Raw genomic sequence first — 20789 nt, forward strand, 5'->3', positions numbered from 1 at the left:
ATAAATCCCATAATTTTTTTTGTATTTTTACCTGATTAATATCCTTAATGGATGTACTCTTCAGGAAAAAAAATATTTTTAATTAACCTTTCTTTTTTGGTTAGAGTTAGAATTTTTAATGTAATTATGCTAATTCTAGCCATGTATATTTCTGCTATCTATTTATTTGGTGATGAAAAAAATATTGTCGAAAATTTAAAAAATATAAAGCTTCATGGTATTATCTTATCCTCCTCACTAAGTGCCATGGCTGGTTATATTATAAATTTTTTTTACGATCAGGAAAAAGATATGATATATAGACCGATAACTTCTATATTGCAACGATTTATCAGTAATGGAATAGCTTTACGATTTTACATTTTTTTCAATTTCGTATCTTTAACTATTGCCATAGTGTTATCTTATCGTATTTTTATTTTTTTTCTAATTTATCAATTTATCATTTGGTTTTACAGCCATAAACTTAGTCGAATAGTTTTTATCAATAATTTGACTAATTCTGCAATCATGCTTTTTCCTTTTTTAGCGCTGTTTTTATTTTATGAAAATTTTTCTTCTTACATTTTATATCTTTCTGGATTTTTATTCTTTATCATATTCATAAAAGATATTTGTAAAGATCTTCTCTCCTATAAATATGATCATCTATTTAACTACCATACTTTGCCTAATACTTTAGGTATTATACCTACCAAAATTATATTAAATATATTATTTTGTTTATTATTAGGTATTTCCTTTCAATTAAGTTGCGAACCTCATCTTTATGAAATACGACTTTATTATTTACTAACCATACTATTATGCGTTTGTTCGATTGTGGTTATCTGGTTAAGTAAACCTCAATATATTCAGATATTAATATTTATGATCAAATTTTGGATTTTTTTAGGCACTATTTCTCTAGTATTTATTGATGGGAATCCCTTAACTTTGCACTTTTAATGAAGTTTGTTTAAAAATAGCTTTCTACCCATTTATATTCACATATATCATAAAGGTATATTAACATAGATTTGTAACAGATGAAAAATAATAAATCATACGACAGAAGAGGCTCTGGAAGAAATGAAAAGTCTCATAAAAAAGAATATTTCAAAGCCAATGATAAAAAGGAAAATAAACCCGGTAAAAAAAATAAATTCGAGGATAAAAAACGATTTGCATCAACTGCTCCATTTAGAAAAAGATTACCTAAAACTCCTAAAGAAAATGACGGAACAAGACTTAATAAATATATAGCAAATTCAGGAGTTTGCAGCAGAAGAGAAGCGGATATATTTATTCAAAATGGAGTTGTTGAAGTTAACGGAAAAATTATTACAGAATTTGGGTATAAAGTACAACCGGGCGATGAAGTATTTTTTGACGGGAGATATATTCGTCCTGAGAAAAATGTATACGTACTTTTGAATAAACCCAAAGGTTATATTTCAACCACTAAGGATGAAAAGGCCAGAAAGACCGTATTAGATCTAGTTGCCAACGCTTCTCCTTATCGTTTGTATCCTGTTGGCCGATTGGATAGGCAAACCACCGGTGTACTTCTTTTAACCAATGATGGAGATCTTACTAAAAAATTAACCCATCCTTCCCATGAAGTTAAAAAGATTTATCATGTCACATTAAATAAAAAAGTTTCGGTTGAAGATTTTGGAAAATTGTTGGATGGTTTACGATTTGAAGAGGGTATAGCTAAGGTTGACAAGATATCCTATATTGAAGGAGCTCCAAAAAACGAAGTAGGGGTTGAAATCCATATCGGGTGGAACCGTATAATTCGAAGAATGTTTGAAAGGTTAGGATATGAGGTAGAAAAGCTCGATCGGGTTATGTTTGCCGGACTAACTAAAAAAGCATTAAAACGAGGTTACTGGAGAATTCTCACAGACCTCGAAGTTAATACTTTAAAAATGCTTTAATTATTATAATATTAAACTTTCCTATTGGAAAGTTTTTTTCTTTATAGCTATCTTATTAACAATATTGTCAACTAATTTTTGCCAAATATACGCCAAAATAATTGTTACAATAAATGCGCAAATATCTTGAATATTTGAAGGCAAAAACAGATAAAATAAGAATAAGATTTTTTCGTGGAAAATAAATAAGGTAAGACTGTGAATTCCAAAAAAAGTGAGAATAGGAAATTTATACGACTTAAATAAAGAAAAGAAATAACATAAGAACATACACAATGGGAATGTTATAAGAATAAAAGGAGCCACATAAATTCCATATTGTTCAAAATAGGGAGTATAATAATAAAAATAATAAAGAAAGCTTACTCCTGCTATTAGACTTAATGCACATAAAACTATTGTAAATTTGTTTAATTCATATTCCTTATTTCTAATTAAGAAATCGGCTAACCAAAATCCTATTACATAATGAGGAATTCTAAAAGTTAAATTATAAAGATAATCATAATTCCCATTAGTAGAATAGCTAAAAACATATGCTGCTATAATAGCAAATATAGTAGTAACATTCTTGTTAATTTTAAAAAATTTATAATATAATGGCGTTACCAAATATAAAAATATAAGTGCCGGTATATACCAATCGTATATTTTTCCTAAACCCACATTTCTCCAGTAGCCTAAGGTAGTTAAATTATAAAATAATGAATCTGTATTCCAAATTCCCAATTTTATCGCTATAATAGTTACTATTATAACAATTGGATAGTAATAAGGTAATATACGTAACGCTCTTTTTTTATAAAAATGTCTTATTGAATCATCATTATGGATTGAAAAATAGACTCCAAAACCGGATACTAATATAAAAATATCCACCCCTCCATAACCTATACGCTTAAAGAATTCAAAAAATGTTGATGTACCTACCTGCACATGCGAATGGAAAAACATGACCCATAAAATGGCAACACCCATCAATAAAGTTCTATACTTACTAAGCAAATTTAATTTCATAATATTTATTTTAGTTTATTTTGATTGAGTTTAACCATTCTATATATGCTTTTGCATTTTTCATATGTTCTTCCGGTTTTGAAGTAAAGGCATGTCTGCCGGTATTTCTAATAGCGCACATATATAAATATTCAGTTTTAGCCGGATTTAAAACGGCATCGATTACAAAATCATTAGGAATACAAATAGGTAAAGGAGGTAAGCCTTTATACTTATAGGTATTATATGGAGAATCAATAGATACATTTTTTACTCTCTTGATTTGAACCTTAAAACCATATACCTTTCTTTCTGCATACTGAACGGTAGGATCCGATTGTAATTTCATATTTTCTTTTAAACGATTAAGATATAAGCTGGCAATGATGGGCAATTCTTCTTTATTTACATATTCCCTTTGAACTATGGAAGCTAAGGTATAAACTTCTAAAATAGACAACCCTAAGTTATCGGCTTCTGCCTTTCTTTTTTCATTCCAAAAACGGTTATGAATAGTTTCAAATCTTGAAAATAATAGTTCCGGCGAAGTATTCCAGTCCATATAATAGGTTTCCGGAGTGAAATATATTTTCAGTTCTTCTACATCATTATATCCTTTTAATGATGCTTGTTTTTTAAAATAATTTATAAAATGTAAAGAATCGTCCTCTAAATTTTTACCTAAGTCGGAAGCCAATTCATAAATGTCATCATATGATTTAATTCTTAAATGAACTTCATCTTGTTTGCCCAATAATAAACGTCTGATTAAATCTTTATTATTTTCTCCTACATTTAATTTATATCTCCCGGCTTTTATTTTATTCGGATATTTTTCGGCATAAGCTACTTTGTCAAAAGATTCAATGTCTTTAAGATAAGGAGCGATCATTTTTTTTACCTGATGGTAACTAGCTCGAGTTGGAATATATATAAGCTTTTCCTGTATAACATTTGAGCTGTAATATTTTTTGTAATAAGGAACGCCTACAATAATTAATCCCAACGAAAATAATAAAAACAAAATTATTATGACAATAATTATTTTTTTCATATTCGATTACTTGGTTCGATAAACATCCAATATGGATTGAACGCTGCAAAAATACATATCTTTATTTAATTTGTATAATATAAACTCGGGTTTTTATATATTTGTTAGTAACTTCAAGTTTAAAAAAATATGATTTTAGGTTTATTAGGAAAAAATATTTCTTATTCTTTTTCCAAAAATTATTTCACGGAAAAATTTAAACTACAGGGATTAAAAGATTTTTCCTATAAAATATTTGATATTCCTTCCAAAAATGATATTTCAAAACTTTTTAACACGCCAGATTTACTCGGTTTTAATGTTACCATTCCTTATAAAAAAGATATACTAGATTTTCTAGATGAATTAAGTCCTGAGGCTGAAAAAATTGGGGCTGTTAATACGGTTAAAATTAAAGGTAAAAAAAGGATTGGTTATAATACCGATGCAATCGGTTTTAAAAACTCATTAGTTCATTTATTAAAACCTCATCACCAATCGGCTTTAATTCTCGGTAACGGTGGAGCTTCACAAGCGGTCGCTTATATTTTACACCATCTTTCCATACCTTATACAATCATCTCCCGAAACGGAATAAATACTTATAGCTCATTAACCCAAGAAATAATTTCATCTCACAATTTAATTATAAATACAACACCGGTAGGAACTTATCCTAATATAGATGATTGTCCCCCTGTACCCACTCATTTTTTTACCCCTGAACATTTAATTTATGATTTGATATACAATCCGGAAGAAACTAAATTGTTACAACTGGGAAAAAAAGCAGGTTCACAAACTAAAAATGGATTGGAAATGCTCCATTTACAAGCTGATCATGCCTGGAATATCTGGTATGAAAATAAGTAACTAAAAAATTATTTTCTGTCAAATAACGTTCCGGAAGCTTGAGCTTTCGGAAATATGGTCACATCCGCAATTTGTACATGATCAGGTCTTGATACTGCATAATAGATAGCGTCCGCTATATCTTCTGCGACTAAAGGCTCAAATCCCTGATATACAGCATCTGCCCTTTTTTGGTCTCCTTTAAATCGAACCAAGGAAAATTCAGTTTCAACAGCACCCGGAGCAATATTGGTAACCTTTATCCCTTGAGTTAACAAATCCATTCTCATTCCTTTACTGATTGCTTCCACGGCATGTTTGGTAGCACAATATACCGTTCCTTTTGGATAAGTTTCCTTTCCTGCAATAGAACTTATGTTTATTATATGTCCTCTTTTGTTGGCAACTAAAATAGGAACGACGGCTTTGGATACATACAGAAGTCCTTTAACATTCGAATCGATCATCGAATCAAAATCATCAATTGAAGAATCCAAAAATGTGTCTAATCCATGGGCATTTCCTGCACAATTTACTAATATATTTATATCTTTCTTATTTTGATCCGACAAACTTTCTATTGCAGAAAATACCGCTTCTCTATTTCCAACATCAAATGAAAGAGTGGTTATTTTCACTTTATCTTCCAATGCTTTTTTTATATCGTCCAATCTACTTTTTCTTCTTCCACAGAGTATAAGATTGATTCCATTTTCAGCGAATATTTTCGCCGTAGCTTGACCTATACCTGAAGTAGCCCCTGTAATTAAAGCTGTTTTTTGCATATACTATTTTTAAAGAATTTACCTACTAAATATACAAAATTATTCCAATTAAAATAGTTTATAAAAAACAGTTTGTATATTATTTGACTTTATTCAAAATTCGGAAAATTCTCAACCAATTCAATATCATCAACTCTAAAACCTCTATCATTACTTGCCGCTTCACTAATCAATTCTAAGGTTGAAATTTCTTTTAAAATTTCATCCGGAATTCTGATCATTACGCCTTTATATTTGTTTCTATTGTTGAAGGCATTGAGTTCAATATCGGGTAATGTCAGCTCTTTCTCATTAAATCTAATCCTTAGCTTGTTTGTATTAGAAATTTCATCTGAGTTATAAATGTTTGCATTGAAATTATATCTCAAGGCTATATTTTTTCGGTTTCCTAATGGAATATGACTTATGATTAAAGACGATTCTTTGTTTGCCGGGAACCATATAAAAAATTCTTTCTTGGCAATTTCACTGGTCCCGTTTAATTTTCTTATATCAGCCAGTTTAAATGAATCCGAATAAACTGCTCCTACTGCTTCTCCATCAAAATTAGTAACCGCAGATATTTTAGGCCATGGACTTGAAATAATTAATCCTCCCTTGACTTTAGTTACCTTATTAAAAGTTTCTTTAAAAAATCCGCTTGGAGGAATTGGGGGCGTTGAGTAGTCATCATTATCAACACAGGAGATAAGAAATCCCTTAACCACTAATCCAATTATTATAAGTGAATATATGTATTTTAATTTCATCATTTCAATAATTAATCTTCCAATTGTATCGTATCAATCCTAATTCCTTTTTTATTTTTACTTGCTGATCCAAAAAATTCAATTTTTTGAGTATCATCCGGAATAGGAATTCGCACAGTATAAAATGTATTTTTATTATTGCTTTTATCTAAAGCAATATGGGGCAGCTCTACTTCAAAATCATTACATTTAACTATTAGATCATCCACAAAGCCGATATCCAATGAATCAAAAATGCCTACATTAAGTTTAAAGGATAAAATCATTTGTTTATGACCTGATGTATTGATATGGTCTATAATTAATGAAGCATTAGTATTTGCCGGAAACCAAACTAAAGGGGAAGGAAATGAAGTTCCAGAAGTCCTAATATCTGCTTTTCCATAAGGATCACTATAGGTGACCGATTGAGAATTATCAAAACCGATTGCATTATTTATTTTAGGTCTTACGGATACATTTGAAACCTTATTAAAAGTTTCAATAAAAAAAGGTTGAGTAAGTGGAAAATTTTTGACATCTTCTATAGTTCTCAGGTTCAATCTATAGGTTTTATACATCCCATCATATCGGGTCATAATTCCTCTCAATTTACCCTCTCCATAGGGAATTTTATATCCCGCAAAAGAAGCATAATTACTTATAGGTACAGTAAAATAATTGAGATTTATATTATTTACCTGATTGTCAGTGCTTGAATTGTTTCTTACAAATGTCTTACCCGGTTCATTAAATTCTACTCTGCTAATTTCAACCAAGGTACACAAATATGTTTCGTTATTATTGACCTCTTTAGCCGTTAATAATTTACCGGCTGAATTTCTTTTAATAACCAATTCTTCTTCATTTTTTTGATCTTTACCCAACATAATATTCGATTTCATAATTGAAGGAGATATTTGATCGACGATATATTTTTCCGGCTGTGTAGGAAGCATACCAATCTGAACCATACCGTTTTGCTTTCCATAATAAAGATTATCTAATTTAATGTATAGTTTAGACCCAAGCGGATAATAAGTATATAAGCTGGATTTATTAATGCTGAGTACAATCCCTTGAGTTCCGTCTTCAGTAACTAAAAATAAATTTTTATAAATATTTCCGGCATGATCTGATGAAATAACATAGCCCTCTAAAATTTCGCCATTTGTAAAAGCCTGTGCTTCTATACCATTTTTTCCGGTAAATACAGGAGCTGTTTTTAAAAGATCGGAAATGTATACAGTTGCTTGCATTAGCCGACCTTGATTTACTGAAGGATTTTTATAATCATCATCATGTACACAAGCCAAGAGAAACCAAGATATAAATATAAATAGTACACTATTTTTAATCATTTTTTCAATTTTAAAATTTATCGTTTATTTCAGCATTAATTTAAAATCTAAAAGAAACGTTTATGAAATACGATCTGCCTCTATCGTAAAAAAGCTTATTGCCAAAAAGCGGATAGGCCAACGATTTATCTTTTTCCAATTGTTCATAACTGGAATATCTTCCTTGCTCAAATGATCCGGTAACATAACCTCTTTCATTTAAAATATTATTTACCGAAGCACTTAAACTCAAGGAATACTTACCCATTTTAAGAGATTTACCCAAAGAAGCATTTAACATAAAAACATCTTGAAATTGCTTCTGTTTTACTATAGATTTAACATTTTCTTGAGTAGCTCCCTCATAAGGAAAAGCATCATCTTTCATTATAAAATTTTTGGTTCTTGATAGAGAAGATATATTCGAATAATTATCTTGTAAGAAATTACCACTAACTCCTACCCACCAATAGTTAGGCGAATCATATTTAATACCAACTACATATGCTTTTTGTGGAGTTCCGGAAATCTTATAATTTTTAATGAAAGAAGATCCGTAATCATGTACACCCGGTGAATTATCACTAAGTATGTACAAATTAGGATTATTTTTATATGTAAATTGCCCTACAGATGCTATTCCGGAGAGGATTAAAGATGGTGTTAATTTCCATTCCAATCCTATTTCAGAACCCAAATATTCTTTTTCAACACCTGCTAAAACTTCTGAAACAAACGCGTCTTCACTTTCATCTAAACTAACTCCTTTAGCATAATAACGTGTTATTTCTACCGCATCTTTTATCTTTGTATAGTATCCGGTAATCCTGGCTTTCACAGAAGGAGACTTTAAAATATATGTTAAATCATTAGTATTTATTCTTTGATTAGATATATGAGGTGTTATATCATTATTTAATCGGGAATTCACAAAAATTTCATTTAAAGTTGGTGAAGACTCAAAATAGGCGGAGTTTACTATAACGAAATTTCTTCCATTAATCTTATAAGTTATTCCTGTTCTAAGACCCAATTCTGTAAAATTGGCTTTATTAGATTTTCCGCACGAATTATTCGGATATAATCCGTGTTTAAATTTTCCGTTTCTATAGGCTTCATCCCAGCCGAATAATAATGATACTGCCATCTCCCAATGGCTTAACGTTACTCTTGAGGTAGCATTTCCCGTTATTTCCTGCCTGAACATTCGGTAATCATATTCCGTTTTCTCGCCTTTCCTTGCTACACTACCCGGTTTTAAGCTGTTATAATCATCGGTAGATGAACCGGAACCATCACCCTTTATAAATGAACTTTTATTTACGACAAAATCTGCTCCCAATAAATCATTTACCTCTCTATAATTATCTGAAACTAAATTTTGATAATTTAAATTGAGAAATAATTTCCAATTATCGCTCAAAAAAGTCTGCAAATGAGTGGCAGCATTAAAGGTTTTATCTTTATAAACATCATCCACCAGGAAATAGGAAGCCCTTCTGCCTATTTGCCCGCTGTAGGGATCTTGATATGTTGGAGCATGATAATTTGTATTATATAAATATCCCCAATCGAGTTGAGTCACGTTGAGATCATTAGTCTTCCAAGCATGAAGAAAATTTTCATATTCCGTCATATTTTCCTGACTAAGCCAGTAACTAGGTAAATTTTTATAATAAGTTGGAGTTGGATTATCAGCTTCATACCTATTTAGACGGGAACTTTTATTATATCCAAATTGATATGAGGCTGTAGTTGTTATCTTTGATTTATCGCTTAAATTCCAGTAATGAGTTAACATAAATATCGGCTCAAAAATTCTTTTTACCCTTTCATTTCTTTTATCTCCATCTTGCCAGCCCCAATATGAATTATAATTCTTACCTCTTAGGTCATATACTTCTTGTGTATTAGGACTCATTCCTGTTTTTCTTGTAGGAGCACCGAATGCAGTAAGATTTAGTCTGTGGTTATCATTAATTTTTTTCTCAAGAGATGCGAAGTACGCATATGAATTGTTATAGGTCCCATCAATTACTCCTTCTTCCATCCATCTTCTGGAACCTGAAAAAGTGAAAGCCCATCCCGATGGTAGCATTCCCGAGGAATACGTTGTCATGATTCTATGTTGATACGTACGATTTGAAAAAGAATAGGTTAGCTGAAATCCTTTCCTGTAAGAAGAAGAACGTGTATCGTAATAAGTTGTTCCTCCCAAATTGCTGAAAGAATAATCAGAGATGGTATTATTTTCCGCTAATTCGTAAGGATATTTAACAACATTATTTAAACCACCCCAATTTCCAAAATCAGGTTTTCCTGTATGATTTTTAGACATCGGAATACCATTAAACATAATATTTGCATAACTGTTATCAATTCCCCTTACTTTGAACCAGTAAGATCCTAATTCAAAAGAGGCGGTTTTAGAAAATACATCTTTAGATGATTGTAATAACCCAATTCCGCTCATAGATTGAGAACTCTCTTCATCCGGCGAAAAATCATCTTCCATCAAAGTCAATAAACCTTCATCCTCTTGAGAAGGATTATATTCTAATTTTATTACTCCTAAATCTTTCCTCGTTTCTTTAGGAAAAACTTTTACCGTTAGAGTTAAAGGCACATAGCCTACTTTATTAATGATGATTAGATAAGTTCCTGCAGCTACATCTTTAAATTGAAAATATCCTACCCTATCGGATTTGGATTGTATCAAACGATCTTCACCTAAGCTAACGACAGCCTGGTCTAAAGGTTTATCTTGACCTCCTTTGAGATAACCATAGATCATAGTTTGCGCAAATATTACCTGATTTACAAAAAGTATCCAATACAATAACTTAAATTTCATCATCTTTTAGTAATTTCAAGAAGCCTATTGAAGCAAATATAATTATTTATTTTTAGTTTTGTTAATATAAAAAAAACGGATCTATGCGTATATTTTTAAAAAATATATTTGTTTTTATTTTTTTATTACTTGATAATACCCCCATTGAAGCACAAATACGATATAAATCAGCAACCGTCATGTTTTATAACGTAGAAAATCTCTATGACACCATTCCATCTGCTGATCTTATTAACGGCACCCTGGATCCTAACGATCCAAAGTATCAAATAAGCGTATCCGAAGATGAAGCTTTACAATCCGGATATGAGGTGTACCGAGATGAACTATCCTTCAATAAACTAAAAGGAAAAAAAGTAGTCAGAAAGCATATTTTAACCGATGAATTCCATTATAAAGGACCAAAACGCTGGAATACAAAAAAATATAAAGAAAAAATCAATAACATCAGCCGAGTTATATCCGAAACCGGAAAAGCAGAAACTCAATCTATGCCGGTAATTATCGGTTTATGTGAAATTGAAAATGAGCATGTATTGAATGATCTATGCGAAGCCATCAATAAAAGAGGAGGAATTTATGAATTTATTCATCTCAATTCTTTCGATGAAAGAGGCATAGATGTTGGCTTATTATATAACAAAACAAGGTTTATCCCCCTAAATAAACAAAAGCTGTTAATAAATTTACCCAGACAAGAAGGTTATAAAAATTATACACGCGATATACTACTGGTAGAAGGTCTGTTAGAAGGTGAAAAAATGTATTTTTTGGTCAATCATTGGCCTTCCCGACGAGGAGGTGAACAAAGAAGCCTTCCCAAAAGGATGGCGGCTGCCAAAGTCTTAAAACAAGCAATGGACAGCCTCATAAGCATCAACCCAAAGGCAAAAATAGTAGCTATGGGTGATTTTAATGATGATTGTACCAGCCCCAGTATTAAAAAAGGATTAAATACGGTATCTAAAAAGGAAAACGTAATAACCGGTTCTTATTATAATCCCGCAGAGAACTTATTTAAAAAAGGATTAGGAACAATTGCCTATCAAGATTCATTTAGCTTTTTCGATCAACAAATTATGTCTCCTGCCCTTATTATAGATAAGGAAGGCTATCACTATTACAAAATGAATGTGTTTGCCCCTATTTATTTAGTTACTCAAGAAGGTCCTTACAAAGGCTATCCTTTCCGTACTTTTTCTAATGATAATTATACCGGAGGATATAGTGACCATTTTCCGGTTTATACTATTCTTATTAAAGAAATTAAATAAATGTAATTTAAAATAAATTATTCTATATAATTATCCTTATAAAATACCATCTACTATAACAGCATAAAATTGCCTAGACACCAATAAAAAAAGCGAGATAATTCCCGCCTTTAATGTTTTCACAACGGAATAATCCTTATTGTGAATTGCTTTCAAATTTTATTCGCTTCAAATATAATTAATAAATTAAACTAATTCATCATAAATATACATTTTTTTTATTTCTAATTAGTTTATACTTTTATTGAATAATTACTAAAACCAAATAGATCATTATGTCTTTTAAGAAAATTCTTGGCCTGAACGTAGGAATATCTTCTATTGGCTGGGCTGTTGTCCATGAAAATGAAGAAAATCCAAATTTAAATACTATTACCAAATTAGGGGTGCGGGTGATTCCTATAACCAAAGATGAAAAAAATAATTTTGAGAAAGGATTGTCTGTAACACCCAATGCAGAAAGATCTTCAGCAAGAAGCGCTAGAAGAAATCTTCAACGTTTTAAGCTGAGAAGAAATAACTTAATCGCATTGCTACTTCAAAACCAAATTATTTCATCCAACTCTTCTTTGACAGAAAAAGGTAAATTTACCTCTTTCGAAACTTTAAAAAATCGAGCAAAAGCAACAAAAGAAAGAATAGAGCCGGAAGAATTAGCCAGGGTTTTACTTCATATAAACAAAAAGAGAGGGTATAAAAGCAGTCGAAAAGTAAAAAACAATGAGGATGGGAAGGCAATAGACGGAATGGAGATTGCTAAGCTTTTATATGAAAAAAAGTTAACTCCCGGACAATATACTTACCAACTTATTAGAAAAGGGAAAAAACAAACTCCGGACTTTTACCGCTCTGATTTAGAAAAGGAACGGTCAGTATTATGGGATTTTCAAAAAAAATATTATCCCGATATTTTGACCGAAGATTTTAAAAAAGAGCTGGAAGGAAAAGGACAAAGAGCAACTGCCGCTTTATTTTTAAAAAAATATGGAATCAGAGTCGCCATAAATAAAGGGAAAAGAGATGATAAAAAGTTACAAGCCTTTAAATGGAGAAACCAAGCAATCTCGGAAAAAATAACCCTTGAAGAAATAGCCTATGTTTTGGCTGATATAAATAACCATATTGCTAATTCCAGCGGATATTTAGGCGCAATTAGTGATCGAAGTAAAGAGCTTTATTTCAACCAACAGACAATAGGCGAAAATCTTTTTTCCCAAGTAGAAAAAAATATTCACACCAAATTAAAAAATCAAGTATTTTTGAGACAAGACTATCTTGATGAGTTTGAGCAAATATGGGAAACTCAAGCGCAATTCCACCCTCAACTTACTCCTGAGCTAAAAAAAAAGATTCGAGATTCCGTTATCTTTTACCAACGTAAACTTCGTTCCCAAAAAAGATTAATTAGTCTTTGTGAATTTGAAAACCAAGAAATTGAAATAAATAAAAACGGAAAAAAGAAAAAGAAAAAAATCGGTTTGAAGGTTGCCCCTAAGTCCTCCCCTCTTTTCCAACAGTTCAAAATATGGCAAAGCCTTGGTAATGTACTCATCAAAAGGGAAGGAAACGATCGTCCGTTGACGTTAAAAGAAAAAGAATTACTATTTACAGAACTGAATATTAAAGGAAACCTATCCGGACCAAAGGCTTTATCCCTATTAAAATTGCCCTCTAAAGAAACTAAAATCAATTTTACAATCCTGGAAGGAAATCGAACTCAAGAACAGCTTTACCGAATTTATCTTAAAATTTTAGATATGGAAGGATATAATGTTTTTGAACTTTTAGATATATCGGAAGACCAAGAAGAATTAAAACCGGGAGACAGTAAAATCCCTGCTTCCGAAATCAAAGAAATAGTAAAATCTGTTTTTGAAACATGTTCTATTTCTACGTCTATATTAGATTTTGACCCGTTGCTTCCAAATCCTGAATTTGAGAATCAAAGCGCATATCAGCTTTGGCATCTAATATATTCTTATGAAGGGGACAATTCTACCTCGGGAAATGATAAATTGTTGGAACTGTTAACTACTAAATTCGGATTTAAAAAGGAATATGCACAACTGTTTGCTTCTATCTCATATGATTCAGAATATGGTAATTTAAGTAGTAAGGCAATGCGAAAAATTTTCCCCTATTGTAAAGAAAATACTTTTAGTGAGGCTTGCATATTGGCGGGATATCAACATTATTCTAAACATTACCTATCTCGTGAGGACAGTAATAACCGCAAATTAAAAGATCGACTCGAAATTTTACCTAAAAATTCTTTGAGAAGTCCTGTAGTGGAAAAAGTCATAAACCAATTAATTAATCTGGTAAATTCATTAATGGATGAATATGGTGCTTTTGATGAAATACGCCTTGAATCAGCAAAAGAGCTCAAAAAAAACGCTAAAGAGCGAGAGAAAATTTCAAAAAATAGGGATGCTGCTAAAATTCGATATCAAAAATATGCAGAAATACTAAAAAAAGAATTTAATATTTCGAGCCCCTCTAAGAACGATATAATTCGCTATCGATTATATTTAGAATTGGAAGCGAATGGTTTTAACGATTTATATACTCATAACCCGATAAATAAAGATTATCTTTTTACAAACAACTATGACGTTGACCATATCATCCCGCAATCCAAAATATTTGATGACAGCTTTTCCAATAAAGTACTGGTACCCAGACAAGCAAATCTTGACAAAAGTAATTTAACTGCTTTCGATTACTTATCAAATCAAGGAAAAGAGAAAGAAGAACGCTTTCAATATGTAATTTCAGAATTATATAAGAAAGGTGCTATTTCCGAAACCAAATATAAAAACTTACGTAAAAAAGGATCTGAAATAGGAGAAAGTTTTATCTACAGAGAGCTGAAGGATACACCATATATTGCCGGAAAAATTAAGGAAATCCTCTTTGAAATTACTCCCGATGTGGTTACTACTAGTAGTAATATTACTTCTAAATTACGTAAAGATTGGAACTTAACTGGTCTTATGAAAGAGTTGAATATTGAAAAATTCCGTAATGCCGGACTTACAAAGTTGGTTGAAAATTCAAGAGGTGAAAAAAAAGAAATGATCATCGATTGGGACAAAGGAAATGACCATCGTCATCAAGCTCTCGATGCTATACTTGTTGCTTTTACATCCCGAAATCATATTCACTATTTAAATTATATAAATGCTCGAGACGATGAAAAACATAAACGACATGCAGCTATTATTGCTATTGAAAAGAAAATCAAATACAAATACAACAAAATTAATGAAAATGAAAGCAGCCCCTCTCGATTTACTTTTCCAACTCAAAATTTTCGACAAGAAGTCGAAAAGCAATTAAAAGAAATTTTGGTTTCATACAAAACTAAAAATACGGTAGCCACTGTAAACTTAAATAAACCTAAGAAAAAAGGCGGATATTCGCCCAAGCTTGAACTTACGCCAAGAGGCCCTTTACATAAAGAAACCATTTATGGGATGTCAAAAATTTCCCGGACTAAAGAAATAATGATTTCTTCAAAATGTAACTATGAGACGGTATCAATGATTCAAAATCCTATATACAAAAATGCTCTATTAAAACGATTGAATGATTATTTCAATGATCCTAAAAAAGCTTTTTCCGGTAAAAATTCAGTAACTAAAAAACCTATTTTCTTAAATGCTTATTCAACCGATACTATTCCTGAAAAAGTTACCATCCAATGGTTTGAAAAAGTTTATACTATAAGAAAAGCTATTACCCCCGAAAATTTTAAAAATGAAAAAACTATTGAAAAAGTGTTGGATCCTACCATCCAAAATATACTAAAAAATCGATTAAAAATAGCACATGGAAATGCTAAAGAAGCCTTTTCAGATTTGGAAAAAAAACCAATCTGGCTAAACAAAGAAAAGGGAATCTGCATCAAAACAGTTACTATAACCGGAGTTAATATTGTGGAATCGCTACATACTAAAAAAGACCATTTCGGAAATGAACTTTTAGATATAAACGGCAAACCTATTCCGGTAGACTTTGTAAGTACGGGAAATAACCATCATGTAGCTATTTATGAAGATGCAGAAGGAAACCTACAGGAAAAAATTGTCAGTTTTTTTGAGGCGGTCGAAAAAGTAAATCAAGGACTTCCAGTAATTGACAAGTTTTATAAGGGAAATCAAGGTTGGAAATACCTTTTTACCATGAAACAAAACGAGATGTTTTTATTTCCTTCAGAAGATTTCAATCCGAATGATATTGATATCAATGATGAAAAAAACTTAAATCTAATTTCCCAACATCTATTCAGAGTCCAAAAATTAGCTTCTAAAGACTATTATTTTAGACATCATTTGGAAACCGGCATTGAAATTAATGATGCAAATTTAAAAAGAATAACCTGGAGGAGGGAAAGACCTAGTGGGGTTAGGAATATCGTTAAAGTTCGTTTGAATCATATAGGTAAAATTGTTCATATAGGTGAATGAAAAGAATTATGAAGACTCATTCCCTTTATTTCGTTTTATCTCATACTTAAAGATTTATTTACATCCTAAAAGTAAGACCGCTATTTAAGGAAACGGATCGTGTACGTCTTTAATTGAATTGGTGAATAATTGTATAAAATAGTTAAGCGGTCCTACAATTATTCTCGTGATAGCTAAATATCTCCGACATTAAAAAGCAGTTTTACTAATTTATTAGAATAAAAACAGATATACTATGGAGTAAAATTACAATAATATTTTAATAATTAGCAAAAGCTTTAAATAATAATAAAGATAATTTTAAATTAGATACTTGTGCTCAAAAAGCTCATTTTTTAGCACCATCTCGATAAGAATCAGGCTTAGATTTAAAAGGAGCCTTAGAAGTTGAAAGTTTAAATTATGTTGCAAAAATTATCATTATACTTGAGATAGTTCAGGCTGGGCATAGGAAGTTTTTAAATGAGTTCCAAAATAAAAAAATAATTTTATTAATTAGAAACTACTAAAATAAGTTAAAAAATAAAAAACACAGGATTGACTACATTACACATAAATGTAAACCGAATCTGATGGATGAATTAATTGAAAGCTAAATTGACCTATAAGGGTACTATTCAATCAGTTTTGAGAACAATAAAAAAAAATAAAATACCCGTTTAAAAGTCAATACTATATTTCTATATCTAATAAAATTTGAAATCAATTCACAACATTACATATTTTCCAACCCTTAGGGGTACTTGCGATTTGATTTATACCATTATGATTTAAATTACCTAAAAGCAGTTCACAACATTCTCACATCAAGTTGTTCACTAGTTGTTATTATGAAAACTCGGTATATCTAATCTAATAAAATTTGAAACAATTCACAACACTAAGTATACTTCATTGTAATAATTAAAGTTGTGAATGATCGATCACTAAAACATCATATTAAAAAAGCTTTATCAGCATGACATCATCAATCTTTTAAATGAAAAATGATTACATTTTTACAAATATATAAAAATTATCATTCTTTATCCAAGAATACTCTATTTAATTAAATATCAAACCCAACATTTAAAAAGCAAAATAGTCAAAATTAACAGGTTATCTTAAATGTTAAAAAACATCCTTTTTTAGAATATTTTTTAAATCAGTTTATATATTTGCATTTATGTTTTTTAGTAGTAACGTTAAAGATAAAAATTCTAAAGCAAGAGCAGGTATTCTGCAAACCGATCATGGAAAAGTAGAAACCCCTATTTTTATGCCGGTAGGAACGGTTGGATCAGTAAAATCAGTACATCAGAGAGAACTAAAAGAAGATATTAAAGCCCAAATCATTTTAGGAAATACTTATCATCTATATCTTAGACCGGGTACCGATATATTATACAAGGCCGGAGGGTTACATAAATTTATCCATTGGGATCGTCCTATCCTTACAGATAGTGGAGGTTATCAAGTATTTTCTCTTTCTCAAACTCGTAAAATCCAAGAAGAAGGAGTAAAATTTAAATCGCACATTGACGGATCGTATCATTTTTTTACACCTGAAAAATCTATGGAAATCCAACGATATATCGGAGGGGATATCTTTATGGCGTTTGATGAATGTACCCCCTATCCTTGCGATTATTCCTATGCTAAAAATTCATTGGAAATTACGCATAAATGGCTTAAACGTTGTGTGAAATGGTGTGATGAAAATCCGGAATTTTATAATTATAAACAACATTTATTCCCTATTGTACAAGGAAGTACCTTCGATGATTTACGCAAATTTTCAGCAGAATTTATTTCCTCTGTCAATGCGGATGGTAATGCTATTGGTGGGTTAAGCGTTGGAGAACCGGAAGAAGAAATGTATCGTATCACCGATTTGGTAACCGATATTTTGCCTCTTGAAAAACCGAGATATTTAATGGGTGTAGGTACTCCATGGAATATTTTGGAATCCATTTCTTTAGGTATTGATATGATGGACTGTGTAATGCCTACTCGAAATGCCCGAAACGGTATGCTATTTACCTGGGATGGCGTTATTAATATTAAAAACAAAAAATGGGCGGATGATTTTTCCGAACTGGACCCTAAAGGTACTGCTTTTGTTGACCATGATTACTCCAAAGCCTATCTAAGGCATTTGTTTTCTGCTAATGAATTTTTAGGAAAACAAATTGCTTCTGTACATAATCTTGCTTTTTATTTAGACTTGGTTAAAACCGCTCGTAAACATATTGTAGAAGGTGATTTTACAAGTTGGAAAAAATCGGTCATTCCGCAGCTAAGAAACAGATTATGATTACTATTTTAGACCGGTATATTATTCGAAACTTTCTGGGAACCTTGTTTTTCATGCTGCTTCTTTTAATTGCTGTTTTTGTGATTATTGATATTCAAAGTCATTATCAGGAATTCAGCGAAAACGGATTTTCCGTATTGGATACCCTAAAATTATATTATCCGTTTTATGTTATTTGGGCAGTAAATGTTTTTGCATCCATACTGGTTTTTATTTCAGTAATTTATTTTACCTCTCGAATGGCAAATAATACGGAAATTGTTGCCATAACCAGCTCAGGGACCAGTTTTTTCAGATTTTCACGACCCTATTTTATCGTGGGAATCATGATTGCGTTAGGTTCTTTTATGACCAATCATTTTCTTCTTCCTTGGGCAAACATTAAAAAGAATGAGTTTAATGTAAAAATTCTTACCGGAAACAAAAAAGATGCCTATATGGCCAATCAAAATATATCTGCACAAATATCTCCTACAGAATATATTTTCGTTAACAGTTATAATCGTCAAATGAAGAGAGGAACGGGATTTTTATATCAGAAATTTAATGAAAAAAGAATATTGCTGCATGAATTACGTTCTGCTGAAATTTATTGGTCTGAAGAAGACAATACTTATGTCTTAGGCAACTATTACGAAAAGGAAATGTCTTCTAATGGAAATATAGTATCTTTAAAAAACGGAAATACGTTAAAAAAACATTTTAATTTTACTCCTGATGAATTACTGCCTGAAGCCTTTGTAGCAGAAACTATGAATACTCCTGAATTAAGAGAATTTATAAAAAAAGAAAAGATGAGAGGTGCTAATAATGTAAATATCTATCTTAATGAGCTTCATCAAAGAACCAGCTCATCTGTAGCTGTAGTTATTCTTACCTTCCTTGCCTTATCTCTTTCTTCAACCAAAAAAAGAGGCGGATTAGGAATAAATTTGGCGATTGGTATATCCTGTGCTTTTTTATATATATTTTCTTTCCAAGCCTTACAAGTATTCTCTTCCAAAGGAATTTTACCTTCTTGGTTTGCAGTATGGCTCCCTAATATTATTTTTGGTATAATTACTTTAGTCTTGTATGTAAAACGCGCATACGCATAAAAAAATAAGTAAAACTACTATTACGATGAAAAAAAAGATTGCAAATTTTATAGCATTTATAATTGGTATTTATTTTATTATCCGTTCGTTTTTCTGGTATAACCGCTCGCAAGGTGATCCCTCACAAAATAATTTTTTTGCGATCGTTTATTTTTGCATTGGAATAGTTGCCATTATCATTCAATTAGTTGTAAATTACCGTAAGAAAAAGAAAAAACAGTAATGGCAATCAACATTCTTCATATAGAAACCTCTTCAAAAAACTGTTCGGTAGCGATTGGAACTGACGGTAAAATAAATTCATATTGTGAAGAAATATCCCAAGATTATAAACATAGCGAAAATCTTCATTTATTTATTCAATGGGCTCTTGAAGGTGCAGAATTAGCACTTTCAGATATCCACGCCGTCTCTGTAGGAAAAGGCCCCGGATCTTATACGGGTTTACGTATAGGATTAGCATCAGCCAAAGGGTTTTGTTTTGGAAATGATATCCCACTAATCTCCATAAACTCTTTATATATTTTAGCCGTTCCCTATTTAAATTCCGAGTATGATTATATTATCCCTGTTATTGATGCGAGAAGGATGGAAATTTACACGTCAGTCCTAAATAAAAAAGGTGAATATCTAATTAAGACTCATGCTCATGTTTTAAATGAAAAATCTTTTGAACAAATAAGTTCAAAGAAAGTACTCTTTGTTGGAGATGCTGTTGAAAAAACTGAAAATTTCTTGAAAGAAACTTCATTTCCTTTGGAAAACGCTACCTTTATTAATGCTTATCCTCAAGCAAAAAATATGGTTGATCTCTCATATAAAAAATTCCAACAAACTATATTTGAAGATGTTGCCTATTTCGATCCTTTGTATTTAAAAGATTGGAAATAGTTTTCTCAAATTACTATTCCAAACTAGATCTTTATACTTTTAAAGTAAAGTTGATTGTAATAACTTATCTAATTACATTTACTCTATACTAATATAGCCCAATAATTTATAAAATGTGATTTTAATTTTAAAATTATTTCTACAATAAGATTAAAAATTATTTTTTTATAAAATTGTTTTTATAAAATATAATCTATTATATAATTCTTATATTTTTAGTTTATATCTATTAACAATTATTCATCT

General features: G+C 30.7%; 15 protein-coding genes. 9 read left to right on the top strand and 6 right to left on the bottom strand.

Annotated elements, in window-relative coordinates; all coding sequences use genetic code 11:
• Positions 1-51 precede the first annotated feature (51 nt).
• The gene (locus G8C41_RS08770) at positions 52-948 is read left to right on the top strand and encodes a UbiA family prenyltransferase (protein ID WP_105296417.1); all 897 of its coding nucleotides are present in this window, start codon (positions 52-54) and stop codon (positions 946-948) included.
• Positions 949-1028: 80 nt separating this feature from the next.
• The gene (locus G8C41_RS08775) at positions 1029-1925 is read left to right on the top strand and encodes a pseudouridine synthase (protein WP_160568691.1); all 897 of its coding nucleotides are present in this window, start codon (positions 1029-1031) and stop codon (positions 1923-1925) included.
• Between the two features lie 21 nt (positions 1926-1946).
• Here G8C41_RS08775 and G8C41_RS08780 read toward each other — a convergent pair whose 3' ends face one another.
• Together G8C41_RS08780 and mltG are read right to left on the bottom strand one after the other, a co-directional pair.
• Positions 1947-2942, bottom strand: a complete 996-nt coding sequence (locus G8C41_RS08780; RefSeq protein WP_166007321.1) for an acyltransferase family protein — start codon at positions 2940-2942, stop codon at positions 1947-1949.
• 10 nt (positions 2943-2952) lie between these two features.
• Complete coding sequence (gene mltG, locus G8C41_RS08785) at positions 2953-3975, bottom strand: endolytic transglycosylase MltG (protein ID WP_166007322.1); 1023 nt, start codon at positions 3973-3975, stop codon at positions 2953-2955.
• Positions 3976-4104: 129 nt separating this feature from the next.
• Between mltG and G8C41_RS08790 the strand changes: the two genes are divergently transcribed.
• The gene (locus G8C41_RS08790; protein WP_166007324.1) at positions 4105-4827 is read left to right on the top strand and encodes a shikimate dehydrogenase family protein; all 723 of its coding nucleotides are present in this window, start codon (positions 4105-4107) and stop codon (positions 4825-4827) included.
• A gap of 8 nt (positions 4828-4835) precedes the next feature.
• Here G8C41_RS08790 and G8C41_RS08795 read toward each other — a convergent pair whose 3' ends face one another.
• The 4 genes from G8C41_RS08795 to G8C41_RS08810 all read right to left on the bottom strand — a co-directional run bounded on the left by G8C41_RS08795 (position 4836) and on the right by G8C41_RS08810 (position 10516).
• Positions 4836-5591: an SDR family NAD(P)-dependent oxidoreductase gene (locus G8C41_RS08795; RefSeq protein ID WP_166007325.1), complete on the bottom strand. Its 756-nt coding sequence runs from the start codon at positions 5589-5591 to the stop codon at positions 4836-4838.
• Positions 5592-5680: 89 nt separating this feature from the next.
• The gene (locus G8C41_RS08800) at positions 5681-6343 is read right to left on the bottom strand and encodes a hypothetical protein (RefSeq protein WP_166007327.1); all 663 of its coding nucleotides are present in this window, start codon (positions 6341-6343) and stop codon (positions 5681-5683) included.
• 8 nt (positions 6344-6351) lie between these two features.
• On the bottom strand, positions 6352-7680 hold the full coding sequence (locus G8C41_RS08805) for a DUF5689 domain-containing protein (protein ID WP_166007329.1): 1329 nt from the start codon (positions 7678-7680) through the stop codon (positions 6352-6354).
• A gap of 40 nt (positions 7681-7720) precedes the next feature.
• A complete protein-coding gene (locus tag G8C41_RS08810; protein ID WP_166007331.1) occupies positions 7721-10516 on the bottom strand; it encodes a TonB-dependent receptor in 2796 nt (931 codons plus the stop codon).
• A gap of 80 nt (positions 10517-10596) precedes the next feature.
• Here G8C41_RS08810 and G8C41_RS08815 point away from each other — a divergent pair, with 80 nt between their 5' ends.
• From G8C41_RS08815 to tsaB, 6 genes are all read left to right on the top strand, one after another.
• On the top strand, positions 10597-11787 hold the full coding sequence (locus G8C41_RS08815; RefSeq protein WP_166007333.1) for an endonuclease: 1191 nt from the start codon (positions 10597-10599) through the stop codon (positions 11785-11787).
• A gap of 275 nt (positions 11788-12062) precedes the next feature.
• Positions 12063-16259 carry a type II CRISPR RNA-guided endonuclease Cas9 gene (gene cas9 / locus G8C41_RS08820; RefSeq protein WP_166007335.1) on the top strand — a complete coding sequence of 1399 codons (4197 nt, stop codon included), beginning with the start codon at positions 12063-12065 and terminating at the stop codon, positions 16257-16259.
• 1165 nt (positions 16260-17424) lie between these two features.
• Positions 17425-18555, top strand: a complete 1131-nt coding sequence (gene tgt, locus G8C41_RS08825; RefSeq protein ID WP_166007337.1) for a tRNA guanosine(34) transglycosylase Tgt — start codon at positions 17425-17427, stop codon at positions 18553-18555.
• Positions 18513-19652: an LptF/LptG family permease gene (locus G8C41_RS08830; protein WP_255466935.1), complete on the top strand. Its 1140-nt coding sequence runs from the start codon at positions 18513-18515 to the stop codon at positions 19650-19652. Before tgt ends, G8C41_RS08830 begins: the two co-directional genes overlap by 43 nt.
• A gap of 25 nt (positions 19653-19677) precedes the next feature.
• A complete protein-coding gene (locus tag G8C41_RS08835) occupies positions 19678-19875 on the top strand; it encodes a hypothetical protein (protein WP_146105538.1) in 198 nt (65 codons plus the stop codon).
• 5 nt (positions 19876-19880) lie between these two features.
• Positions 19881-20543: a tRNA (adenosine(37)-N6)-threonylcarbamoyltransferase complex dimerization subunit type 1 TsaB gene (tsaB, locus tag G8C41_RS08840; RefSeq protein ID WP_166007731.1), complete on the top strand. Its 663-nt coding sequence runs from the start codon at positions 19881-19883 to the stop codon at positions 20541-20543.
• Positions 20544-20789 lie beyond the last annotated feature (246 nt).

It is taken from the genome of Apibacter sp. B3706 (assembly GCF_011082725.1).
In the GTDB taxonomy this organism is placed as follows: domain Bacteria; phylum Bacteroidota; class Bacteroidia; order Flavobacteriales; family Weeksellaceae; genus Apibacter.

Bases quoted from the DNA above. Each gene is read 5' to 3' on its own strand.
- mltG (WP_166007322.1), bottom strand. From the start codon at position 3,975: ATGAAAAAAATAATTATTGTCATAATAATTTTGTTTTTATTATTTTCG.
- G8C41_RS08770 (WP_105296417.1), top strand. From the start codon at position 52: ATGTACTCTTCAGGAAAAAAAATATTTTTAATTAACCTTTCTTTTTTG.
- G8C41_RS08800 (WP_166007327.1), bottom strand. From the start codon at position 6,343: ATGATGAAATTAAAATACATATATTCACTTATAATAATTGGATTAGTG.
- G8C41_RS08805 (WP_166007329.1), bottom strand. From the start codon at position 7,680: ATGATTAAAAATAGTGTACTATTTATATTTATATCTTGGTTTCTCTTG.
- G8C41_RS08795 (WP_166007325.1), bottom strand. From the start codon at position 5,591: ATGCAAAAAACAGCTTTAATTACAGGGGCTACTTCAGGTATAGGTCAA.
- G8C41_RS08835 (WP_146105538.1), top strand. From the start codon at position 19,678: ATGAAAAAAAAGATTGCAAATTTTATAGCATTTATAATTGGTATTTAT.
- tgt (WP_166007337.1), top strand. From the start codon at position 17,425: ATGTTTTTTAGTAGTAACGTTAAAGATAAAAATTCTAAAGCAAGAGCA.
- G8C41_RS08815 (WP_166007333.1), top strand. From the start codon at position 10,597: ATGCGTATATTTTTAAAAAATATATTTGTTTTTATTTTTTTATTACTT.
- G8C41_RS08775 (WP_160568691.1), top strand. From the start codon at position 1,029: ATGAAAAATAATAAATCATACGACAGAAGAGGCTCTGGAAGAAATGAA.
- G8C41_RS08790 (WP_166007324.1), top strand. From the start codon at position 4,105: ATGATTTTAGGTTTATTAGGAAAAAATATTTCTTATTCTTTTTCCAAA.
- G8C41_RS08780 (WP_166007321.1), bottom strand. From the start codon at position 2,942: ATGAAATTAAATTTGCTTAGTAAGTATAGAACTTTATTGATGGGTGTT.
- cas9 (WP_166007335.1), top strand. From the start codon at position 12,063: ATGTCTTTTAAGAAAATTCTTGGCCTGAACGTAGGAATATCTTCTATT.
- G8C41_RS08810 (WP_166007331.1), bottom strand. From the start codon at position 10,516: ATGATGAAATTTAAGTTATTGTATTGGATACTTTTTGTAAATCAGGTA.